Origin of the sequence: Streptomyces sp. NBC_00457 (assembly GCF_036014015.1) — a bacterium.
In the GTDB taxonomy this organism is placed as follows: domain Bacteria; phylum Actinomycetota; class Actinomycetes; order Streptomycetales; family Streptomycetaceae; genus Streptomyces.
In genome coordinates this window covers 9,531,372-9,552,885 of sequence record NZ_CP107905.1, presented here as the reverse complement: position 1 = coordinate 9,552,885, position 21,514 = coordinate 9,531,372, and the positions used below count along the sequence as shown (strand labels likewise).

At 71.6% G+C, this 21,514-nt stretch carries 20 protein-coding genes; 10 read left to right on the top strand and 10 right to left on the bottom strand.

Annotated elements, in window-relative coordinates; translation table 11 throughout:
- Positions 1 to 181 precede the first annotated feature (181 nt).
- Together OG828_RS43565 and OG828_RS43560 are read left to right on the top strand one after the other, a co-directional pair.
- Entirely contained in the window at positions 182 to 1,021 is an 840-nt protein-coding gene (locus tag OG828_RS43565) for a DeoR/GlpR family DNA-binding transcription regulator (RefSeq protein WP_328504287.1), read from the top strand.
- Between the two features lie 87 nt (positions 1,022 to 1,108).
- On the top strand, positions 1,109 to 1,582 hold the full coding sequence (locus OG828_RS43560; protein WP_328504286.1) for an SRPBCC family protein: 474 nt from the start codon (positions 1,109 to 1,111) through the stop codon (positions 1,580 to 1,582).
- Between the two features lie 276 nt (positions 1,583 to 1,858).
- Here the strand turns inward: OG828_RS43560 and OG828_RS43555 are convergent, their stop codons facing one another.
- Positions 1,859 to 2,983: a PLP-dependent cysteine synthase family protein gene (locus tag OG828_RS43555; RefSeq protein ID WP_328504285.1), complete on the bottom strand. Its 1,125-nt coding sequence runs from the start codon at positions 2,981 to 2,983 to the stop codon at positions 1,859 to 1,861.
- 398 nt (positions 2,984 to 3,381) lie between these two features.
- Here OG828_RS43555 and OG828_RS43550 point away from each other — a divergent pair, with 398 nt between their 5' ends.
- A complete protein-coding gene (locus OG828_RS43550; RefSeq protein WP_210578675.1) occupies positions 3,382 to 3,705 on the top strand; it encodes a hypothetical protein in 324 nt (107 codons plus the stop codon).
- Positions 3,706 to 3,887: 182 nt separating this feature from the next.
- The gene (locus OG828_RS43545; protein ID WP_328504284.1) at positions 3,888 to 4,397 is read left to right on the top strand and encodes an ATP-binding protein; all 510 of its coding nucleotides are present in this window, start codon (positions 3,888 to 3,890) and stop codon (positions 4,395 to 4,397) included.
- A gap of 319 nt (positions 4,398 to 4,716) precedes the next feature.
- On the opposite strand, the gene OG828_RS43540 is transcribed toward OG828_RS43545, so the two are convergent.
- The 4 genes from OG828_RS43540 to OG828_RS43525 all read right to left on the bottom strand — a co-directional run bounded on the left by OG828_RS43540 (position 4,717) and on the right by OG828_RS43525 (position 9,931).
- The gene (locus OG828_RS43540) at positions 4,717 to 7,278 is read right to left on the bottom strand and encodes an ABC transporter permease (RefSeq protein WP_328504283.1); all 2,562 of its coding nucleotides are present in this window, start codon (positions 7,276 to 7,278) and stop codon (positions 4,717 to 4,719) included.
- Positions 7,275 to 8,024, bottom strand: a complete 750-nt coding sequence (locus OG828_RS43535; protein ID WP_328369856.1) for an ABC transporter ATP-binding protein — start codon at positions 8,022 to 8,024, stop codon at positions 7,275 to 7,277. The genes OG828_RS43540 and OG828_RS43535 overlap by 4 nt, the downstream gene beginning before the upstream one ends.
- Positions 8,021 to 8,314: an SHOCT domain-containing protein gene (locus tag OG828_RS43530; protein ID WP_210578683.1), complete on the bottom strand. Its 294-nt coding sequence runs from the start codon at positions 8,312 to 8,314 to the stop codon at positions 8,021 to 8,023. Before OG828_RS43530 ends, OG828_RS43535 begins: the two co-directional genes overlap by 4 nt.
- A 147-nt stretch (positions 8,315 to 8,461) precedes the next feature.
- Positions 8,462 to 9,931, bottom strand: a complete 1,470-nt coding sequence (locus OG828_RS43525) for a ketol-acid reductoisomerase (RefSeq protein WP_328504282.1) — start codon at positions 9,929 to 9,931, stop codon at positions 8,462 to 8,464.
- Between the two features lie 88 nt (positions 9,932 to 10,019).
- Between OG828_RS43525 and ilvY the strand changes: the two genes are divergently transcribed.
- Positions 10,020 to 10,868 (top strand): HTH-type transcriptional activator IlvY, encoded by an 849-nt coding sequence (gene ilvY / locus OG828_RS43520; RefSeq protein WP_328369839.1) that lies wholly within the window; start codon positions 10,020 to 10,022, stop codon positions 10,866 to 10,868.
- Between the two features lie 49 nt (positions 10,869 to 10,917).
- Here the strand turns inward: ilvY and OG828_RS43515 are convergent, their stop codons facing one another.
- Positions 10,918 to 11,625, bottom strand: coding sequence for an SDR family oxidoreductase (locus OG828_RS43515; protein WP_210578692.1), 708 nt, complete (start codon positions 11,623 to 11,625; stop codon positions 10,918 to 10,920).
- A gap of 101 nt (positions 11,626 to 11,726) precedes the next feature.
- Here OG828_RS43515 and OG828_RS43510 point away from each other — a divergent pair, with 101 nt between their 5' ends.
- The gene (locus OG828_RS43510; RefSeq protein ID WP_328504281.1) at positions 11,727 to 12,566 is read left to right on the top strand and encodes a helix-turn-helix transcriptional regulator; all 840 of its coding nucleotides are present in this window, start codon (positions 11,727 to 11,729) and stop codon (positions 12,564 to 12,566) included.
- 98 nt (positions 12,567 to 12,664) lie between these two features.
- Here the strand turns inward: OG828_RS43510 and OG828_RS43505 are convergent, their stop codons facing one another.
- Together OG828_RS43505 and OG828_RS43500 are read right to left on the bottom strand one after the other, a co-directional pair.
- Positions 12,665 to 13,912, bottom strand: coding sequence for an ROK family protein (locus OG828_RS43505; protein ID WP_328504280.1), 1,248 nt, complete (start codon positions 13,910 to 13,912; stop codon positions 12,665 to 12,667).
- A gap of 145 nt (positions 13,913 to 14,057) precedes the next feature.
- Entirely contained in the window at positions 14,058 to 14,699 is a 642-nt protein-coding gene (locus OG828_RS43500) for an alpha-ketoglutarate-dependent dioxygenase AlkB family protein (protein ID WP_328504279.1), read from the bottom strand.
- A 165-nt stretch (positions 14,700 to 14,864) separates the two neighbouring features.
- Between OG828_RS43500 and OG828_RS43495 the strand changes: the two genes are divergently transcribed.
- Together OG828_RS43495 and OG828_RS43490 are read left to right on the top strand one after the other, a co-directional pair.
- Entirely contained in the window at positions 14,865 to 15,998 is a 1,134-nt protein-coding gene (locus OG828_RS43495) for a methyltransferase (RefSeq protein ID WP_328504278.1), read from the top strand.
- An 11-nt stretch (positions 15,999 to 16,009) separates the two neighbouring features.
- Positions 16,010 to 16,774, top strand: coding sequence for a class I SAM-dependent methyltransferase (locus tag OG828_RS43490; protein WP_328372645.1), 765 nt, complete (start codon positions 16,010 to 16,012; stop codon positions 16,772 to 16,774).
- On the opposite strand, the gene OG828_RS43485 is transcribed toward OG828_RS43490, so the two are convergent.
- Positions 16,749 to 17,603, bottom strand: coding sequence for a class II fructose-bisphosphate aldolase (locus tag OG828_RS43485; protein WP_328504277.1), 855 nt, complete (start codon positions 17,601 to 17,603; stop codon positions 16,749 to 16,751). The genes OG828_RS43490 and OG828_RS43485 overlap by 26 nt on opposite strands.
- Positions 17,604 to 17,614: 11 nt before the next feature.
- Positions 17,615 to 18,496 carry an SIS domain-containing protein gene (locus tag OG828_RS43480; RefSeq protein ID WP_328504276.1) on the bottom strand — a complete coding sequence of 294 codons (882 nt, stop codon included), beginning with the start codon at positions 18,494 to 18,496 and terminating at the stop codon, positions 17,615 to 17,617.
- 124 nt (positions 18,497 to 18,620) lie between these two features.
- Here OG828_RS43480 and OG828_RS43475 point away from each other — a divergent pair, with 124 nt between their 5' ends.
- Positions 18,621 to 19,400, top strand: coding sequence for a DeoR/GlpR family DNA-binding transcription regulator (locus tag OG828_RS43475; RefSeq protein ID WP_328369816.1), 780 nt, complete (start codon positions 18,621 to 18,623; stop codon positions 19,398 to 19,400).
- Between the two features lie 276 nt (positions 19,401 to 19,676).
- Entirely contained in the window at positions 19,677 to 21,512 is a 1,836-nt protein-coding gene (locus OG828_RS43470; RefSeq protein ID WP_328369813.1) for a glycoside hydrolase family 15 protein, read from the top strand.
- Positions 21,513 to 21,514: the final 2 nt, after the last annotated feature.

Genomic DNA, 21,514 nt, shown 5'->3' with positions numbered 1-21,514 from the left:
TGACAGAAGGACAACGGATGGGACACGAGTGACATGCGCGCGACGGCACAGCCGGTGACACGCCGACGCCGAGCCGTGAAAGGATGGGTCGTCCACGCAGTGGGCCGGGGAGAATGTGCTTGTCGGAGTGGGTCTGCGGGGCGTGTCGGACGGCCCTTGGACGAAAGGAACCGAAGCGTACGTGAGTGAGAATCAGAACCTCCTCGCGGAGCAGCGGCGCGCCCTGATCCTGGACGAGGTGCGGCGTCGCGGCGGCGTCCGGGTGAACGAGCTGACCCGCAAGCTCGGCGTGTCGGACATGACCGTGCGCCGTGATCTGGACGCGCTCGCACGGCAGGGCGTGCTGGAGAAGGTGCACGGCGGCGCGGTCCCGGTGGTCGAGGCGAGCACGCACGAGCCGGGCTTCGAAGCCAAGTCGGGCCTGGAGCTGACGGCCAAGGAGGACATCGCGCGGACCGCGGCACAGCTGGTGGCCCCGGGCAGCGCGATCGCCCTGTCGGGCGGTACGACGACGTACGCGCTGGCGCACCATCTGCTCGACGTGCCGGACCTGACGGTGGTCACCAACTCGGTGCGGGTGGCCGATGTCTTCCACGCCGCGCACCGCACCTCGGGCCCGCGGCAGGGCGCGGCGACGGTCGTGCTGACCGGAGGGGTGCGCACGCCGTCGGATTCGCTCGTGGGCCCGGTGGCCGACCAGGCGATCGCCGCGCTCCACTTCGACGTGCTGTTCCTCGGGGTGCACGGGATATCGGTGGAGGCCGGCCTGTCGACGCCGAACCTGGCGGAGGCCGAGACCAACCGGCGGCTCGTGCAGTCGGCGCGGCGGGTCGTGGTGGTCGCGGACCACACCAAGTGGGGGACGGTGGGCCTGAGTTCGTTCGCCGCGCTGGAGCAGGTCGACACGCTGGTGACGGACGCCGGACTGCCCGCGGAGGCGCGCGACGAGGTGGCGGAGCACCTGCGCCGGCTGGTGGTGGCGGGTGAGCCCGAGGAGGGCGTGGAGGGCATGGAGGACTGACGGGCGGCGAGGCAGACACCTGACGGCACGTCAGCTATGGTGAGGCTGCCCGGTCAACGCCCGCCTCGCTGCTGGAGGTTGTCGTCCATGGCTCGCCGTCTGCGCCCGGTGGGACTCGACTTCGTCGGCTCCGCGCCGGTACGCCTGGTCTTCGTGCGGGAGATCTCCGCGCCGCCCGAGGCGGTCTTCGCCGCGCTCGCCGAGGATGTGCCGGGCTGGGTGGACTGGTTCTCGGCGGTGACGCTGGCCCGGCCCACGGGGGACGGCGCCGGGCGCGAGATCCGGCTCAGGGGCGGCACACGGTTCCAGGAGACGATCCTCGCCGCGAAGAGGCCGGAGGTGTACGCCTATCGCGTCGACGAGACCAACGCGCCGGGGGCACGTGCGCTGGTCGAGGAGTGGCAGTTGACGCCGGCCGGGACGGGTACGCGCGTGCAGTGGACCTTCGCCGCCGACGGGACCGCCCCGTTCCGCATGGTGCTGAAGCTCGCCCGCACAGGCCTGAGCCGTGCGTTCCGGGACGCGGTCACGGCGCTGGACCGGCGGCTGGCGGTGCGCTGACGCGAGGCGGCACTGGACCGGCGTCCGACAGCGCGCCTGTACACAGGCGGCACCGGACCGGCGTCCGGAAGCACGCCGACGCAAGGCGGCACTGGACCGGCGGCTGCGGGTGCGCTGACGCGAGGCGGCACTGGACCGGCGTCCGACAGCGCGCCTGTACACAGGCGGCACCGGACCGGCGTCCGGAGGCACGCCGACGCGAGGCGGCGCTGGGCCGGCGGCTGGGGGTGCGCTGACTCAGGCCGGCGCCGGATTATCCGGCTGGGTGGCGCCGGCTCAGGACGGCCAGATCCCCGTCTCCAGCAGTGACTCGATCGCCGCCGTGTACGGCGTGATGTCCAGGCCCTGCCCGGCCAGCCATACGTCCGAGTAGTACTTGTCGAGATAGCGGTCGCCCGGGTCGCACAGCAGCGTGACCACGCTCCCCCGCCGCCCGTCGGCCACCATCTCGGCGACGATCTTCAGCGCGCTCCACAGCCCGGTGCCGGTCGAGCCGCCCGCCTTGCGGCCGATGGTCTGCTCCAGGGCGCGGACGGCCGCCACGCTCGCCGCGTCGGGCACCTTCATCATCCGGTCGATGGCGCCGGGCACGAAGCTCGGTTCGACGCGCGGCCTGCCGATGCCCTCGATACGGGAGCCCCGGTCACAGGTGACGTCCGGATCGCCGGTGGTCCAGCCCTCGAAGAAACAGGAGTTCTCCGGGTCGGCGACACAGATACGGGTGTCGTACTGCATGTAGTGCACATAGCGCGCGAGAGTCGCGGAGGTGCCGCCGGTGCCGGCCGTGGCGACGATCCACGCGGGCTCCGGGAACCGCTCCAGCTGGAGCTGGCGGAAGATCGATTCGGCGATGTTGTTGTTGCCGCGCCAGTCCGTGGCCCGTTCGGCGTAGGTGAACTGGTCCATGTAGTGGCCGCCGGTCTCCACCGCGAGGCGCGCGGACTCCTCGTACATCTTGCGCGAGTCGTCCACGAAGTGGCACTGCCCGCCGTGGAACTCGATGAGGCGGCACTTCTCGGCGCTGGTCGTGCGCGGCATGACGGCGATGAAGGGCACGCCGATGAGTCCCGCGAAGTACGCCTCGGAGACGGCCGTGGAACCGCTGGACGCCTCGATCACCGGACGGCCCGGCCGGATCCAGCCGTTGCACAGGCCGTAGAGGAACAGCGAGCGGGCGAGCCGGTGCTTGAGACTGCCGGTCGGATGGGTGGACTCGTCCTTGAGATACAGGTCGATGCCCCACTTCTCCGGCAGCGGGAAGCGGAGCAGGTGCGTGTCGGCCGAGCGGTTGGCGTCGGCCTGGACCTTGCGGACGGCCTCTTTCAGCCAGCCGCGGTAGGTGGCGTCGCTGTGGTCGACGTCGAGGGTCACGCCGGTCGGGGTGTGTGCGGAGGTCTTCACGGCGCTGCTCCTCAGGGCTGTCGTCCACGGCGGTTCGCGCGGCCGTCGCACCGATCATAAGCAGGTTCCGCACGCTTCTCACCTGCATAAACGCGGCTTTGGGCACCTCAAAGGCCACGCTGGGGGTGGCATGGGGGGCGCATTCGCGCAAGTGCTGCGGGCGCCTGCTCCGACCGGGACGTGCGCACTGGTGCTCTGCGTCGGGTGGGGGCAGACTGCACCGGACGGGAGGCGGGCCCGGGCAGGACGCCGGTCCGGAACGGGACTCGGGCCCCGTCCGAGGACGCACACGGGATCGACGCACACTGGATAGACGCACACTGGATCACGAAAACGAGCCGGCCACGGCCCACGCGGGATCGCGGCCGGCACCGACGCGCACGAGGGGGCGGGACAGCATGGCGGAGCCGGAGTTCACGGCCACGGGCGTGCGGATCGGGAAGCGGCTGCGCTCGCTCACCCGGGCCGGACAGGTCCGGATCAGCGGCGGCAGGCTGGAGCTGCTCACCAGTTACGGCAGCGAGATCGACAGCGCGCCGGTCCAGGCGGTGCGCGCGTCCCGGCCCTGGTTCGCGCCGGAGGACCGGGCGCTGGCGGACCTCAACGGCAAGCGGTACCTGCTGACCCTTGGCGACCACGACCCCGCGCCGGGCGAGCCGGGGCCGCCCGCGGCACGCCGGTTCATCGAAGCGGTGCGCAGGGCTGCGGGGCGTAATCGCTGAACTACCAAGAGTTGCGGTACGGCGCTCCTTGCGTCACGCTGGTCTCACGTCACTCTGGGTTTACCGGCGATAACGCTGCGAACCAGCCCGCCGGCCATGACAGCAGGCGGCAGTCCCACGCACGCATCCTGCTGGATCCGTACGTTCGTGTTCTTCCCACCTCACGTCGGGGAGTCGCAGCCGTGATCAGTCACCCAAGCAGACACTGCACGGTGGAGCTCCAAGCCCTGCCGTCGCGGATCGGACAGGTCCGCAGAATCGTATCGGCACAGTTGCGCTACTGGCATCTGGACACCCTGATCGACCGGGCCGCGCTCGGTGTGACCGAGTTGCTGACCAACGTCCACCAGCATGCGCAGCCCGACAAGATGTGCACCGTGGAGATCGAGCTGCTGCTCGACCGGCTCATGGTCTCGGTGCACGACCACGACCCACGGCTTCCCGAGGTCGGCGACGCCGACACGCTCGCGACGTGCGGGCGCGGCCTGGCGATGGTGGCTGCCGTCAGCGAGAGCTGGGGGGTCAGGCCGGACGGGGAGTCGGGCAAGGTCGTGTGGTTCACGCTGCCGACGCCGGTGGGGGTGCGGGCGGAGGTGGGGGTGGGGGCGGCTTGTCCGCCTCGGCGGGTGGTGCGGGAGGCGAGTCGGGGTGTCCTTGCGGAGGTTGAGCGTACGGTTGATGCGGGCGTTTGAGGGGGCTGAGGGGCTTGCTTGGGACTTGTGGGGGGCTCTGTGCCAGCCGGCACACCTGAACGCCGGTGGGCCCTCGCCACCGACTGACGGCAAGGGCCCACCAACATGCACTGGTCCAACGCGCCGGCCGCGAGGGAGCCGCAGGGGGCGCGCCGGTGTCGAGAGACCGAGCGCGCGGAGGCGCGCAGCGCCGAGCACGGTCGGTCTCTCGACACCGGCATAAAGCGCCCCCGAAGGCGACCGAGCCATCCAGCACAGCGCGCGACGGTGACAGCCAGATCGCCGTTGCTGCAACGGCACAGAGCCAATGCCCTTGCCGTTACTCGGTGGCTATTGCCCTCAGTACGTCCAGGCGGGCTGCTCGGCGTGCCGGGCGTAGGCCCGCGAGGGCTCCCGCCGCGAGACCTACCAAGGCCACCACCGCAAGTTGGAAAGGCGGCAATGCGAAGGCGAAGGCGCTGTCGCTTGCGCCGTCGGAGGCCTTGACCAGGGTCCAGCCGAGGAAGGCGCCGAGGGTGAGGCCGCCGACTGTGCCGAAGGCGGCTACGAGGATGGACTCCCAGCGGACCATGGCGCGCAGTTGGGGACGGGTCTGGCCGACAGCACGGAGGAGGCCCAGTTCGCGGGTGCGTTCGTGGATCGCCAGGGTGAGGGTGTTGGCTATGCCGAGAAGCGCGATGAGGACGGCTAGAGCGAGCAGGGCATAGACGAGGGTGAGCATCATGTCGATGCCGCCTGCCGCGGACTGCGCGTACTCGTCGCGGGTCTGGACTTCCGGGTTGCCGTAGTGGTCGGCCACTTTCTGCACCGCGGCCTTGCCCGCGTCCATGCTCACGCCGTCCTTGAAGGAGACGGCGAGCAGGGTGTCGGCGTCCTGGGTGCGGTGCGGGGACCAGGCGGCGCGGGTGATGACGTAGTCGCCTGCGATCTCGGACTGGCCGTAGACCGCGCGGACGGTGAAGGTCTCCTTCTTGCCGTCGGTGAAGGTGAGTTGCGTCTTGTCGCCGGTCGTGAGGTTCTGCTTGTCGGCCTCGCTGCGGGTGAGGGCGATGCCGTCGGTGCCGAGGTCGCGCAGGGAGCCGTCGACCTTGCCGAGGTCGAAGGTGCGGTCGAGGGCGATCGGGTCGGTGACGGTCAAGGCCCGTCCCTTGCCGTCGACTTCGGCGACTCCGCGGCCGAGGCCTACGGCCGTGTCGACCTCGGGGATGTTCTGGACGGCGCCGGCGAGGCGGGGGCTCAGTCCGCTGCCGCCCGCGCCGAAGGACGGGGTGCTCACGGCGATGTCGCCGGCGAAGGACCGTGACACGGTCTGGTCCATGGTCGCCTTCAGGGAGGCGCCGAACACCGTGAACAGCGAGACCACGGCCACGCCGATCATCAGGGCACTAGCGGTCGCGGCCGTCCGCTTGGGGCTGCGCAGGGCGTTGCGCCGGGCGAGGCCACCAGTGACGCCGCGGAGGCGGTCGAGCGGTCCGCCGAGGATGCGGACGGCCGTGGAGGAGGCGACCGGGCCGAGGACCACGAAGGAGACCAGGGCCAGGACGGCGCCGGTGGCGGCCAGCCAGATGGACGGGGTCGCCAGGACGCCGGTGAGTGTCACGGCGACGGCCACGGCGGCCAGGCCCGAGCCGAGGACGGCGCGGAGGCGGGAGGCGCCCGAGTGGTCTACGGAGGTCTCGTGCAGCGCGGCCAGCGGTGCCGTGTGGCCGGCGCGTGCGGCAGGCAGCAGGGCGGAGCCGAGGCAGACCACGATGCCGACCGCGAGCGGTAGCAGCATGGACAGCGCGCTGATGACCAAGTCGCCCTCGGGGAAGGGGAATCCGATCGCCGGGAACAGTGCCTGCAGTGCGGCCGCGATGCAGATTCCGCCCGCCAGGCCTGCCAGCGAGGCCGTCACGGCCACCACGCTCGCCTCGACCAGGGTCGAGGCGGTCACCTGGCGGCGGGAGGCGCCGAGTGCGCGCAACAAGGCGTTTTCGCGGGTTCGTTGGGCGACGACGATCGCGAAGGTGTTGTGGATGGAGAAGGTCGCGACGAGCAGGGCGATGCCGGAGAACACCAGGAGGAGGGTGGTGAAGATGGACAGGAACTGGCTGGAGATCATCTCCGTGTTCTCCTCGGCCGACTCCTGGCCGGTGATGGCCTCGACTCCGCCCGGCAGTACGGGAGTCAGGCGGTCCACCAGTTCTCGCTCGCTCACGCCGGGGCCGGCCCGGACCAGGATGCTCGACGCCTCGCCGGGCCTGGCTGTCAGGTACTTCTCTGCGTCTGCGCGTGTCATGCCGGTGTAGGTCACCTGCGCCATGCCGTCCTCGCCGCCGAAGGTCGCGAGGCCGACGATCGTCACCTGTACGGGGTCGGGCGTGCGCAGGACCGTCGTGTCGCCGATCTTCAGGTCGCCGCGCTCGGCGGCGCCGCGGTTGACGACGACCTCGCCGGACTTCTCCGGGGCGCGGCCTTCGGCGAGTTCGTACGAGTTGAGGTCGGGGTCGGTGATCCAGTTCCCGGCGAGGGTGGGCGGGCCCGCGCCTCCGACGGGGTCGCCGTCCTTGCCGACGAGCTGGCCGGCGCCCTGGATGTCGGGCACGGCCGCCGCCACGCCCGGGACCTGCTCGACGCTGTCCACCAGGTCGGCGGCGACCGGCTCCCGCACGCCTTCGCTCTCGCCGGGTGTGGTGATCGCGTCGGCGCTGCGGACCACGGCATCGGTGCCACTCGTCGCGTTGCCGAACATCGTGTCGAAGCTGGCGCGCAGCGTGTCGCCCATGACGAGCGTCCCGGCCAGGAAGGCCACGCCGAGGAACACCGCGAGGAACGTACCCGCGAAGCGGCGCTTGTGGGCGCGCAAGGAGGACACGCTCAGGCGTACTGAGGCGTTCATGAGGGCACCTCGAAGGCTTTCAATCGGTCCAGGATCTTGTCGGCGGTCGGCGATTCCATGCGGTCGACCAGGCGTCCGTCGGCGAGGAAGACGACCTCGTCGGCGTGGGCGGCGGCGGCCGGATCGTGGGTGACCATGACGACCGTGCGAGCCGTCTGCCGTACGGCACGGCCGAGCAGGCCCAGGACCTCCTCGCCGGAACGGGAGTCGAGGTTGCCGGTCGGTTCGTCGGCGAAGACGACGTCGGGTCGTCCGGCGAACGCCCGGGCCACGGCGACACGTTGCTGCTGCCCGCCGGAGAGCTCGGAGGGCCGGTGGTGCAGCCGGTCGCGCAGGCCGACGACGTCGATCAGCGCGTCGGTCCACTCCGGGTCGCCCTTGGTGCCCGCCAGGTCCAGCGGCAGCGTGATGTTCTCGGCCACGGTGAGCGTCGGCACCAGGTTGAACGCCTGGAACACGAAGCCCACGCGGTCGCGGCGCAGAAGGGTGAGGCGGCGGTCGTCGAGGGAGCCCAGCTCGGTGTCGCCGATGAAGGCGGCTCCCGAGGTGAGGGTGTCGAGGCCGGCCGCGCAGTGCATCAAGGTCGACTTGCCGGAGCCCGAGGGGCCCATGATCGCGGTGAAGCGGCCGGCCGGGAAGCCGACGCTCACGCCGTCCAGGGCGCGCACGGCGGTGTCGCCACCGCCGTACACCTTCACCGCGTCGACGACGCGTGCGGCCGTACGCACTTCGGTCGTGACCGTCATGCCGCACCGCCCTTGCCCGCGTGGCGGCCGAACTGCTCGTCCAGGACGGAGAGCCGGCGCCAGTACTCGTCCTCGTCGATCTCGCCGGAGGCGAAGCGCCGGCCGAGCATGGCGATCGGCGAGTCGCCGGACGGGCGGTGGTCGTCCATCGGGCGCCACGGTCCGCGTCGGCCGCGCCAGACGGTGCGGCGCAGGAGCGTGACGGCGCCGACGACGACAGCCGCCCAGATCAGCGGGAAGAAGAGAATCCACGGGCCGGGTCCGCCGTCCCAGTTCGCCAGGGTCTGCATCTCGGTTCATCTCCCTAAAGGGGTCTTCCGGTGATGTCTCGAGACTGGCTCCGGGGAGGGGTCCGGGTCGTCGTACGGCCAGCGGCAGTGCATGTACCTCCACGGGAGTACGAGGGCTGTCTCGCGCTGCTCCCGCCACGTACCGGACTAGGCCACGGCGATGTCCACCGACGGCCGGAGCTTCGCCGCCGCGGTCAGGGCCTCGTGGGCGGGGTGGGTGTCGAAGGCCGTCAACAGGGCCGTGTCCGCAGGGCGTTGGGCGGTGGGGTAGGCGATCTGCTCGTAGGCGGCCTGGAAGCGTGGGCCCCAGCGGCGGGCGCCCAGGCGGGCCGTGCGGGAGCAGTTGTCGACCATGTGGGCGACGTCCCGGGCGTGCATGTACGGGAGCAGCGAGTCGACGGCCTCGATGACCGACTCGTTGACGATCTCCGACCAGGGATGGCCGCGCTCGGCGAACTCGTCGATCTGCGCGGTCATGGTCGCCACGAAGACACCGGCGGTGAACGGGTCCACGGGCAGGTCGCGCTCGGCTCGCCGGGACCGCACCCGCTCACCCGCCGCCCACATCGGCGAGCCGCCGATCTCGCTCATCGGGCGGGCGCCGAGGCGCCGCTCGGCCAGGATCACGCTGCGCAGCTCGGTGCCGTCGGCGACCTCGTCGTAGATCTCCGTGATGATCTCGCGGGCCGGTCGGTACGTCGCCGTGTACGCGCGGTCGAAGACGTCCCGTCCGGCCGTGTCCAGGCCCTCGCGCACCGCGCGCAATCCGGCGCGGGAAATCGCGCGGGCGATGGGGCCGGTGATGTTCTCGCAGGAGCGTTCGTACGCCGTCACCTCGTCGTCTCCGGCGAGGCGGCAGCGGGTGTACAGGCTCTCGACGATGCCGTGGACGCCGCCGAGGAGGATGGCGCGTTCGCCGACGATGTCGGAGAGGTACTCGCTGTCCAGGGTGGTGCGGAAGGTGTACGGCGAGCCGAGCGCCACGGACCAGCCGAGCGCGAGGTCCGTGGCCCGGCCGTCGGGGTCGGCGTGCACGGCGAAACTGCTGTTGATCCCGGCGCCGTTGATCTCCGCGCCCTGCTGGTACAGGCGGCGCACGGAGTCGCCCATGCCCTTGGGGCACACGGCGATCACCGGGTGTCCGGGCGGGAAGTCGCCGCCGGTCTCGCGGAGGTGGCCGAGCAGGAAGCCGTGCGAGAGGCCGATCGCGGCGCCCGGCTGCAACGCGCTGAAGATCTCCGGGTGATGGGCGGCGAGCGCGGCGTCCGCGATCAGCAGGATCACCAGATCGCTGTCGGCGGTCACCGCCAGCCAGTCGCCGAGCGTGCCGGTCTCCTCGGTGAAGCCGTGAGCGCGGGCGTCGGCGGCCGAGCGGGAGCCGGGGCGCAGTCCGACGGCGACCCGGATGTCCGTACCGGCCAGCGAGTCCCTCAGGTTGAGGGCCTGGGCGCGGCCCTGCGGGCCCCAGCCGATGACGCCGATGCGGCGCACTCCGGCGAAGGCCTGCGGCAGCAGCGGAAAGAGATGCCGGCCGCCGCGCAGGATGGTCTCCGTGCCGCCGGGGACGTCCATGGTTTCGAGCGGGAAGACGCGGGAGGTGTACGTGGTCGAGGTCATGGTGGAGTTGTAGGCTCACGGCGAACGTTGCAGCAAGCGCAACTTGTGCAGCGCGGTGTTGCGAGAAGCGAAAGGACCAGGTGGCGGGGTGCGGGACGACCATCGGGCGCTGCGGCTCTTCCTGCATCTGGCGCAGACGCTGAACTTCGGCCGGACGAGCCTCGACTGCCATGTCAGTCCGGCGACGCTGACGCGGACCGTGCAGCGGCTGGAGGCCGATCTCGGGCACCGGCTGTTCGACCGGGGGCCGCGCGGGGTGGCGCTGACGGCGGAGGGGCATCGGTTCCGTGAATACGCCGTCCAGGCGCTGGAGTTGTGGCGCTCCTACCGGGAGGAGCATCCCGATCCGGCCGAACTGACCGGCCGCCTGGCCCTGTTCGCCACGGTGACCGCCTGCCAGGCGCTGCTGCCCGACCTGTTGGCGCCGTTCCGTGCCGCCCACCCCCAGGTGCGGCTCGATCTGCGGACCGGCGACGCGGCTGCCGCGCTGGCCCGGCTCGACGAGGGCGAGGTGGACGTGGCCGTCGCGGGGATTCCGGCCAGGCTGCCGGAGCCGCTGGTGAGCCGGACGGTCGCGGTGACCGAGCTGGTCCTGGTCTCCGCGCGGGAGCGACCGGACGCGGGGCTCGACGGGCCGTTCGTCCTGCCCCACAGGGGGCTGGTCCGCGAGTCCGCCGACCGCTGGTTCCGCGCCCGCGGGACGACACCCGACGTGGCCTGTGAACCGGACGGGCATGAGGGGCTGCTGACGCTGGTCGCCCTGGGCTGCGGCACGGGCGTGGTCCCGCGTCTCGTACTGGAGCACAGTGCGGTGCGCGAGCGGCTGTCGGTGCTGCCCGCGGATCCGCCGCCGGAGCCGTTCCCGATCGGGTTGTGCGTGCGGCGGGCGGATCTGCGGCGGCCGTTGGTGGCGGCCTTGTGGAGCCTGACGGATTGAGCGGCCGGCCGATGTGGCGCACCCCGTTGTTCAACGCCGCCGGCTTGCCCTACCAGGGAATCGGACCGTCCACGTCGAAGTAGCCGCCGGTCGGACCGTCCGGGCCCACCTGTGCCATGCGGACGATGATCTCGGCGCCCTGCTCGGCGGTCTGGGTGCCGGTACGGCCGTTGAGGTCCGTCGAGGTGAAGCCGGGTTCGACGGCGTTGATCCGCATGGTCGGGAACGCCTTCGCGTACTGCACGGTGATCATGTTGACGGCCGTCTTCGAGGTCGGGTAGGCGATGGCCTGGTAGAAGTGGGCCGGTGCGTCCGGGTCGGAGAGCCGGGACAGTGAGGCCAGGCCGCTGCTGAGGTTCACCACGACGGGGGCCGCGGACCGCTGGAGCAGCGGCAGGAAGGCGTGGATGACACGGACGACGCCGAAGACGTTCGTCTCGAACACCGTTCGCATCTCGTCGGCGGTGGTGTCCGCGGCGGCGGGGATGCTGTTGTTCTCGCCCCGCACTTCGATGCCGGCGTTGTTGACCAGTACGTCGAGCCCGCCCTCTGCCTCGATGGTCTTCGCGGCGGCCTGGACGGAGGCGTCGTCGGTGACGTCGATCTGGACGAACCGGGCGCCGAGCTGTTCGGCGGCGCGGCGGCCCCGCTCGGCGTCCCGGGCGCCGACGTAGACGGTGTGACCTGCTTCGACGAGCCTGCGGGCAGTCTCGAAGCCCAGTCCCTTGTTCGCTCCGGTGATGAGTGTTGTGGTCATGGCTCCACCATCCCGCTGGACAGGGTGGACAGCCAGCGGATCCTTCTTCCTGGGACTCCCAGTACCAGGCACCGTCGCGTCCGACGCGGTTGACTGGGGGGATGACGACGACGGAACTGGGGCGGGCCCTGCGGCGCTGGCGGGACCGGGTCGCCCCGGAGACCGCCGGGCTGCCGGCCGGTGGTCAGCGGCGCGCGGCCGGGCTGCGTCGCGAGGAACTGGCCCTGCTGGCCGGGATCTCGGTCGATTACGTCACCCGCCTCGAACAGGGGCGGGCGGTCAACCCGTCCGGACAGATCGTCGAAGCCCTGGCCCGGGCGCTGCGGCTGACGGGGGACGAGCGGATGTATCTGTTCCGGCTGGCCGGGCTGGTGCCTCCGGGTCCCGACACCGTGCCCGCGTACATCACGCCGAGCGTCCAGCGGCTGCTGGACCGGCTGGTGGACACCCCTGTCGGCGTCTCCGACGCGGCCATGACGCTGCTGATGGCCAACCCGATGTACGCGGCGCTGATGGGCGATCCCTCCGGCCGGCGTGGCTTCGAACGCAACGGAGTGTGGCGCAATTTCCTCGGCGCTCCCACCCGGGTCCGGCACACTCCGGACGAGCGGCGCGCGTTCGAGATCGGCATGGTCGCCGAACTGCGGGCAACGGCCGGCCGGTATCCCGGCGACCGGCAACTGCGGCGCCTGATCGCGGAGTTGCGTGCGGGCAGCGAGCGGTTCGCCGAGCTGTGGGACGCGGGTGTCGTCGGCCGGCTCGAGGCCTCGCGCAAGACGATCGAGCATCCTCAGGTGGGCCCGCTGACTCTGGACTGCGATCTGCTCCGGGTCGAGGGCAACGATTTGCACATCCTTGTGTACTCGGCCGAACCGGGCACCGAGGCCGCGGAGAAGCTGGAGTTGCTCTCCGTTCTGGGCACTCAGTCACTCGCGGGCTGAGCGCTCCGTCGATCGTCTGCGGGCTCGTCGTGGCTGGTCGCGCCCCGCGGCGGAGCCGCATATGTCACAGCCCCGCGCCCCTTCGGGGCGCTGCCGGCTCAACCGGAGCCGCCCAGGGCCCCCAGCGGATCGTCCAGCACCGGCTGCCACGCCAGTTCCGCCGCGCCGACCAGGCTGTTGTGGTCGAGCGTGCATGCCAGGATCGGCACGCTGCCGCTCTGGCCCCACAGACTGCGGTCGGCGACGACGGCACGCAGCCGCTCCGGGTCGGCTTCGAGCAACGTGCGGTGCAGTCCGCCGAGGATGATGCGGTCCGGGTTGAGGATGTTCACCAGGCCCGCGAGGCCGAGGCCGAGCCGGTCGATCAGCTCCTCGGTGGCCGTACGGACGGACAGGTCGTCGTACCGGTTGCGGATCAGGTCGTCGGCCTGCCGCACCAGCGACATCTCGGGGCCGGGTTCGCGTCCCGCCGCGGTGAGGAAGGCCAGCGGGTCGGCCTCGACGTCGAGACAGCCGCGGCTGCCGCAGTGGCAGGGGCGGCCCTCCGGGTTCACGGTGAGGTGGCCGACCTCCAGGGCCAGGCCCGAACTGCCGGTGTGCAGGCGCCCGTCGAGGACGAGCGCGCCGCCGACGCCCCGGTGCCCGGTGGCCACGCACAGCAGGTGCCGGGCGCCGCGGCCCGCGCCGTGCCGGTGTTCGGCGAGCGCGACGAGGTTGACGTCGTTGCCCGCGAACGCCGGTCCGGTGATCCCGGCGGCGCGTACGCACTCCGCGAAGATCCGGCGGACGGGCGCGCCCACGGGCCAGGCCAGGTGCAGCGGGTTCAGGGCCAGGCCGTCCGGTTCGGCGACCGCTGACGGCACAGCGAGCCCGGCGCCCACGCAGCGCCGCCCCGTCGTGTGCAGCAGGTCGGCGCCCGCCTCCACCACGGATCCGAGGACCTTCGCAGGGTCGGCGTCGACTGTCTCGCAGCCCGGCGCGGTGGCGACGATCCGGCCGCCGAGCCCGACCAGTGCCGCCCGGAATCCGTCGGCGTGCACCTGTGCGGCGAGGACGACGGGCCCGTCCTCAGCGACGGACAGCCTGTGCGAGGGCCGCCCCTGCGAACCGGCCGCGGCGCCGGGCCGGGCGTCCACCCGGATCAGCCCCAGCGCCTCCAGCTCGGCGGCCACCGCGCCCGCCGTCGCCCGGGTCACCCCCAGCTCGGCGGTGAGCACGGCCCGGGTCGGCGCCCGCCCGGTGTGCACGAGCTCCAGCGCGGGCCCGAGCGCACCGCGCCCCCGGTCCAACCGCGTCCTCGAGGTGGTCCCTTCCCCCGCCGGCCGGGGGTCCGCCTTCCCGCTCATGACGGCGAGTCTCCCATGATCCGCAGGTCGAGGGGGCTGGGGCCGGTCCGGCGGATCAGGCCGGCTGCAAGGAACGGCACCTCGTCAGTGCGGGTGAGCGGGGGCGAGGGGCCTCGCGACGCCGGCATGATCCGCCGGACGGGCCCTACAGGCCGCTGACTCTGAGCGTGACGTTCAGCCGCCCGGTCAGGCCCAACTCGGGCGGTGCCGTGTCCGGGTACACCCGCGGCACCCCGTGGTAGGCGAGCCGGGACGGCCCCCCGAACACGAACAGGTCCCCGCTGCGCAGTTCGACGTCCGTGTACGGCCGGGTCCTCGTCTCGGTGTTGCCGAAGCGGAACACGCAGGTGTCCCCGAGGCTGAGTGAGACCACCGGCGCGTCGGATTTCTCGTCGCTGTCGCGGTGCATGCCCATGCGGGCGTCGGCGTCGTAGAAGTTGATCAGTGCGATGTCGTACGCCACAGCCGGTCCGCTCAGGGCGTCGCGCACCGCCCGGCGCCCCCATTCGCCCAGCCACTCGGGGAACGGCTTCACGGGCGCGCCGTCCCCGTCGACGACCGTGCGGGCATAGCCGTACGGATACCAGTGCCGGCCCAGGCAGACCTGTCGGGCGGTCATCGTGCCGCCGCCGGGTGTGCGGACCGTGCGGAGGCCTGCGGGCGGACGGGCCCACTCGCGGCAGGCCTCCAGCAGCTCGCGTTGGCGCTCCGCGTCCAGCCAGTCCGGTACGTGCACCGCGCCGGGCGCGATCTCCGTACGGGCTCTGGGGAACAGCTCGGGGTCCATTCCTCCATCCTGCGGCTCGCTCCGCGGGAAGCGCGGTGATGGGTCGTCTTTCGTCTGCGGGCTCGTTGTGGCTTGTCGCGCAGTTCCCCGCGCCCCTTCGGGGCGCCGACCAACCGCAGCTGACTTCACCAGGGCGCTTAGTCTTGTCGCACGATGGACGACCGTATGACTACCCCCTGGGGCGAGCTCGCGCTGGCCCGTTTCCCTGAGGACCCGCGCGAGAGGCTGCGCGCTTGGGATGCCTCCGACGACTATCTGCTGAGGTATCTCGCGGACCAGGAGGTTCCGCTGTCCGGGGCGGTCGTGGTTCTCGGCGACCGCTGGGGCGCTCTGGGCACGGCGCTCGCGGCGCATCGGCCGGTGCAGATCACGGACTCGTATCTGGGTCAGGAGGCGACCCGCGCGAACCTCGCGCGCAACGGCGTCGAGACCGGCGCCGTCACTCTCCTCACCACGCAGGATCCGCCGCCCGCCCGGGTCGATGTCCTCCTCGTCCGGGTGCCGAAGAGTCTGGCGCTGCTGGAGGACCAGTTGCTGCGGCTGGCGCCCGCGGTGCACGAGGGCACGGTCGTCGTCGGTACCGGCATGGTGAAGGAGATCCACACCTCCACGCTGCGGCTGTTCGAGCGGATCCTCGGCCCGACCCGCACCTCGCTCGCCGAGAAGAAGGCCCGGCTCATCTTCTGCACGCCCGAGGCCGCCCAGGCGCCGTCCGCCAACCCCTGGCCGCACACCTACACGCTCCCCGACGACATCGGCCCGGCCTCCGGTGCCACCGTCGTCAACCACGCCGGCGTGTTCTGCGCCGAACGGCTCGACATCGGCACGCGCTTCTTCCTGAAGCATCTGCCGTACGGCACCGGCGGCGCACGCGTCGTCGATCTGGGCTGCGGCAACGGTGTCGTCGGTACGGCGATCGCGCTGGCCGATCCCGAGGCCGAGGTGCTCTTCACGGACGAGTCGTTCCAGGCCGTGGCCTCGGCGGAGGCTACGTACAAGGCGAACGGGGTGTCGGGGCATGCTGAGTTCCGGGTCGGGGACGGGCTGGTGGGGGTGCCCGCGGGCAGCGTCGATCTCGTGCTCAACAATCCGCCGTTCCACTCCCACCAGGCGACGACCGATGCGACGGCATGGCGGATGTTCAGCGGGGCGCGGCGTGCGCTGCGGCCCGGGGGTGAGCTGTGTGTGATCGGCAATCGGCACCTGGGCTACCACCTGAAGCTGCGGCGGTTGTTCGGCAACAGTGAACTGGTGGCAAGCGACTCGAAATTCGTGGTGCTCCGAGCCGTCAAGGAGTAGGTGCCGTGGGTGTGTCCGACGATTCGGTGCGGGACTTCTACGACGAGCTGGCCCCCGACTACCACCTGATCTTCCCGGACTGGGACGCGAGCATGGCGCGACAGGCGGCGGTGCTGGACGAGCTGATCCGGCCGCGCCCGGGAGCCGGACCGCGCAGGGTCCTGGACTGCTCCTGCGGCATCGGTACCCAGGCGATCGGGCTGGCGCGGCTGGGGCATCAGGTCGTCGGCAGCGACCTGAGTCCCGTGGCGGCCGCACGCGCGGTCGCCGAAGCCGCCGCCCGTGGCGTACGCCTTCCGGTGGCCGTCGCGGACATGCGGCGGCTGCCGTTCACGCCGTCCGTGTTCGACGTCGTCGTCTGCGCCGACAACGCGTTGCCGCATCTGCTGTCGGCGCAGGACGTCGAGGCGGCGCTGACGGGAATCCGCCGGGTGCTGCGCGAGGACGGGTTGCTGGTGCTGACCGTCCGAGACTACGACGAGGCCCGACGAGCCAAGCCCACGGCGGCCCCTCCTCAGGTCTCGCGCACCGGGGACGGTGAGGTGATCACCTTTCAGCTGTGGCACTGGCACGAGGACGGCGAGCGCTACGACCTGGACCACTTCCAGCTCGTCCCGGCGGGCGACGGCTGGAGTGTGCGCGTGCGTCGCACCACCTACTGGGCGCTGACCCGCGGGCAGTTGACCGACCTGGTGAGCGCGTCCGGTTTCACGGACGTCACTTGGCACACTTCGTTCTACCAGCCGTTGCTCACCGCCCGCCCAGCACCCGGATGATCTCCGCGACCGTCCGCACCATCGCCTCCCGTCCGACACTCAGGTACTTCCGCGAGTCGACGGCCTCGGGGTGGGCGGCCAGGTACTCCCGTATCGCGCCGGTCATGGCGAGGTTGAGGGCGGTGCCGATGTTCACCTTGGCGATGCCGCCCGCGACGGCCGCGGTGAGTTCGGAGTCGGGTACGCCGCTGGAGCCGTGCAGGACCAGCGGGACGTCCAGGGCGGCGGCGAGGCGTTTGAGGAGGGCGTGGTCGAGGGTGGCCGTGCGGGTGGTCATGGCGTGGGAGCTGCCGATGGCCACCGCGAGGGCGTCGACCCCCGAGTCGGTGACGAAGGCACGGGCCTGAGCGGGGTCGGTGCGGGCGCCGGGGGCGTGGGCGTCGAGCGGCGGGGCTCCGTCCTTGCCGCCCACCTGTCCCAACTCGGCCTCGATCCACAGCCCTTGGGCGTGCGCCCAGTCGACGGCGGCCCTGGTCGCCGCGAGATTCTCCTCGTACGGCAGCCGCGACGCGTCGTACATCACGGAGCTGAACCCGGCGCCCGGCGCCTGCCGCAGCAGGTCGTCGCTCTGGACGTGATCGAGGTGCAACGCGACGGGTACGGCGGCCCGTTCGGCGGCGGCGACGGCGGCGCGGGCGAGCGGAAGCAGGCGTCCGTAGCGGAACTTGACCGCGTTCTCGCTGATCTGGAGGACGACGGGCGCGTCCACGGATTCCGCGCCGGCGATGACGGCCTCTACGTGTTCCAGCGTGATGATGTTGAAGGCGGCGACGGCGGAGTGGGCCGCTGCGGCCCGGGTGACGAGTTCGCCGGTGGTGGTGAGGGGCACGGTGAGTCCCTTCAGTCGGCGAGGATGACCGAGCGGGTGAGGTGTCGGGGCCGGTCCGGGTCGAGGCCGCGCGCCGCGGCGACGGCGACCGCGAGCCGCTGGACGCGGACCAGTTCGGCGAGCGGGTCGAGAGCGCCGGCCACCCACAACCCGCCGGTGGCCCGCACCTGTTCGGCCAGGCCCTCGGGCGGCTCCCCCAGCACCCAGGTGGCCGTACCCTGGGTGGTGATGCTGATGGGGCCGTGCCGGTACTCCATCGCCGGATAGGCCTCGGTCCACGACAGCGAGGCCTCGCGCATCTTCAGTCCCGCCTCGTTGGCCAGCCCCACGGTCCAGCCGCGGCCCAGGAAGGTGAACTGCGCGCAGTCGACGAGCCCTTCGGGCAGCGGGCCGGCGAGCGCGGTGCGGGCGTCGGCCACGACGGAGTCGGTGTGCAGGCCCAGGTGGGCGCGGAACAGGGTCAGTGCGGTGGTCGCGAACCGGGTCTGCACGACGGACCGTTCGTCCGCGAAGTCGAGGACCACGACGTCGTCGGCGACCGTCATGACGGGTGTGCCGGGGTCGGCGGTGACGGCGGTCGTGCGCGTGCGGCCCCTCAACTGCCCGAGCAGTTCCAGAACTTCGGTGGTGGTGCCGGAGCGGGTCAGGGCGAGGACACGGTCGTACGAGCGGCCGTACGGGAACTCAGAGGCGGCGAACGCGTCCGTCTCGCCCTGCCCGGCGCCCTCCCGCAGCGCCGCTGCCGCCTGCGCCATGAAGTACGACGTGCCGCACCCGACGATCGCGACCCGCTCCCCCGGCGCCGGAAGCGCTCCGCCGTGCCGGCCGGCCTCCACCGCGGCCCGCGTCCAGCACTCGGGCTGGCTGGTCAGCTCGTCCTCGACATGGGTCATGCCGTTCCCCTCCCGTGCTTTGATTGTTCTTGCAAGATATAGCTGACTTTCGAGCATAATCAAGCATGGGCGCAAGAAGGGCGTGCGCTAAGGTCACCGGAAGATCGAAGGACGGAGGGCGCGGATGTCGCGGGACGCCCGCTGGAAGGCGCTGCTGGAGCTGCTCGTCGAGCGCGGCCGGCTGGATGTCGAGGAGGCGGCGGCCGAGCTGGCGGTGTCGGCGGCGACGATCCGGCGCGACTTCGACCAGCTGGCCGAGCAGCAGATGCTCGTACGCACCCGGGGTGGCGCGGTCGTGCACGGGGTGTCGTACGAACTGCCGTTGCGCTACAAGACCGCCCGGCACGCCTCCGAGAAGCAGCGGATCGCCAAGGCGGTCGCCGATCTCGTCGCGCCCGGCGAGGCGGTGGGGCTGACCGGCGGAACGACCACGACCGAGGTGGCCCGCGCGCTGGCCGTGCGCAGTGATCTCACGTCCGGCTCCCCCGCGCTGACCGTTGTCACCAACGCCCTCAACATCGCCAACGAGCTGGCCGTACGCCCCCAGTTCAAGATCGTGGTGACCGGCGGGGTCGCCCGGGCGCAGTCGTACGAGCTCATCGGGCCGCTCGCGGACGGTGTCCTCGCCCAGATCACGATCGATGTGGCCGTGCTCGGCGTCGTCTCCTTCGACGTCGCCCACGGCGCCGCCGCGCACGACGAGGCGGAGGCCGCGATCAACCGGCTGCTGTGCGAGCGGGCCGAGCGCGTGGTCGTCGCCGCCGACTCCAGCAAGCTGGAGCGACGGGCGTTCGCCCGGATCTGCGCGGCCGACGCGGTGGACACGCTGGTCACGGACACGGCGGCCGGCCCGGAGACGGTGCGGCGGTTCGAGGAGGCCGGGATCCAGGTGATCGCCGTCTGACGCGTGGCCGATTGTCCGGACAGCGCGTACCGGACGGACCCGAGCGGCTTTGACCAAGTCCGGTGCGGCATCGCGCCCCGTAAGGGGCCCGCGGGGCTGCGTCGATATACGGCTCCGCCGCGTGGGCGCGACCGGCCCCCACCGGCCTGCGCCCGCGGCGGAGCCGCGTATCGATACAGCCCCACCGCGCCTCCAGCGGAGCGCCTAGGCTGACTGTGACGCCGTGCGAGCCGGGCCAGGGAGGCTGCGGTACGGGGCCGGGCCAGGGAGGCTGTGATGGACGGGACAGCGAGCGATCAGGGCGTACCGGGGGCTTCGCGGTATCTGCCGATCGCCGAGCACGGGCTGATCGGCGATCTGCGCAGCGTCGCCCTGGTGGGGACCGACGGGACCATCGACTGGTACTGCTGCCCGTCCTTCGACGCGCCCAGCATCTTCGCGGCGATCCTGGACACGGAGCGGGGCGGCGCCTTCGAGCTCGCCGCCTCGGTGCCGGCCCGGACCAAGCAGTTCTACTTCCCGGACACGAACGTCCTGATCACCAGGTTCTTCACCGAGGAAGGCGTCGGTGAGGTGCAGGACTTCATGCCGATCGGCCACGAGGCCGAGGAGGTCGCCCGGCACCGGCTGATCCGGCGGGTGCTGTGCGTCCGCGGCTCCATTCCGTTCCGCGCGCGGGTGGCGCCCCGCTTCGACTACGGCCGCGTCCCGCACACCGTGCGCATGGAGGGCGACGTGGCGGTGTTCGCCTCCGACGGCCTGTCGCTGGGGCTGACCGCGACCGTGCCGCTGGAAGCCGAAGGCCTGGACGCGCGCGCCGACTTCAAGCTCGCGGAGGGTGAGTCGGCGGTGTTCGCGCTGGACCAAGTGGGCGGCCCGGTGGAGCCGCGCGGCTGTGCGCGCACTGAGGCCGAGAGCCAGTTCGACGTCACGGTGGCGTACTGGCGGCGCTGGCTGTCCCAGTCCCAGTACCGGGGCCGCTGGCGGGAGATGGTGCACCGCTCCGCGCTCACCCTGAAGCTGCTCACCTACGCGCCGACCGGGGCGATCGTGGCCGCGCCGACGACGAGCCTGCCCGAGCAGATCGGCGGCGAACGCAACTGGGACTACCGGTATGTGTGGGTGCGCGACGCCGCCTTCTGCGTGTACGCCCTGCTGCGGCTGGGCTTCACCGGCGAGGCCGAGGCGTTCATGAAGTTCGTGACCCGGCACGTCAGTCCGGGCGACGGCAAACCCTCGGGCCCACTGCAGATCATGTACGGCGTCGACGGGCGCACCGACCTCGCCGAGCAGGAACTCGACCACCTCGAAGGGCACTTGGGGTCCGCGCCGGTGCGGATCGGCAACGGCGCGGCCGAGCAGCTCCAGCTCGACATCTACGGCGCGCTCATCGACTCGATCTACCTCTACGACAAGTGGGCGAAGCCCATCTCCAGCGACCAGTGGGACGACGTGTGCGCCCTGGTGGACTGGGTCTGCGAGAACTGGGACCAGCCCGACGAAGGCATCTGGGAGACCCGCGGCGGCCGTAAGAACTTCTTGTACTCACGCCTGATGTGCTGGGTCGCGATCGAGCGGGCCATCCGCATGGCCAACCGGCGCGGTCTGCCCGCCGACCTGGTCCGCTGGCGCGGGCACCGGGACACGATCTACCGGCGGATCATGAAGCGCGGCTGGTCCGAGACACGGCAGGCGTTCGTGCAGTACGAGGACAGCGACGTACTGGACGCGGCCGTCCTGATGATGCCGCTGACGAAGTTCATCGCCCCGACCGACCCGAAGTGGCTGTCCACGCTCGACGCCCTCACCCACGACCTGGTCTCGGACTCCCTCGTCTACCGCTACGATCCGCAGGCCAGCCCGGACGGACTGCGCGGCGACGAGGGCACGTTCTCGATCTGCTCGTTCTGGTACGTCGAGGCGATGGTCCACGCCGGCCGGATCGACGAGGCCCGCCTGGCCTTCGAGAAGATGCTCACGTACGCCAACCATCTCGGCCTGTACGCCGAGGAGATCAGCCACACCGGCGAGCAACAGGGCAACTTCCCGCAGGCGTTCACCCATCTCGCGTTGATCAGCGCGGCCTTCAATCTCGACCGCGCTCTCGGCTGACG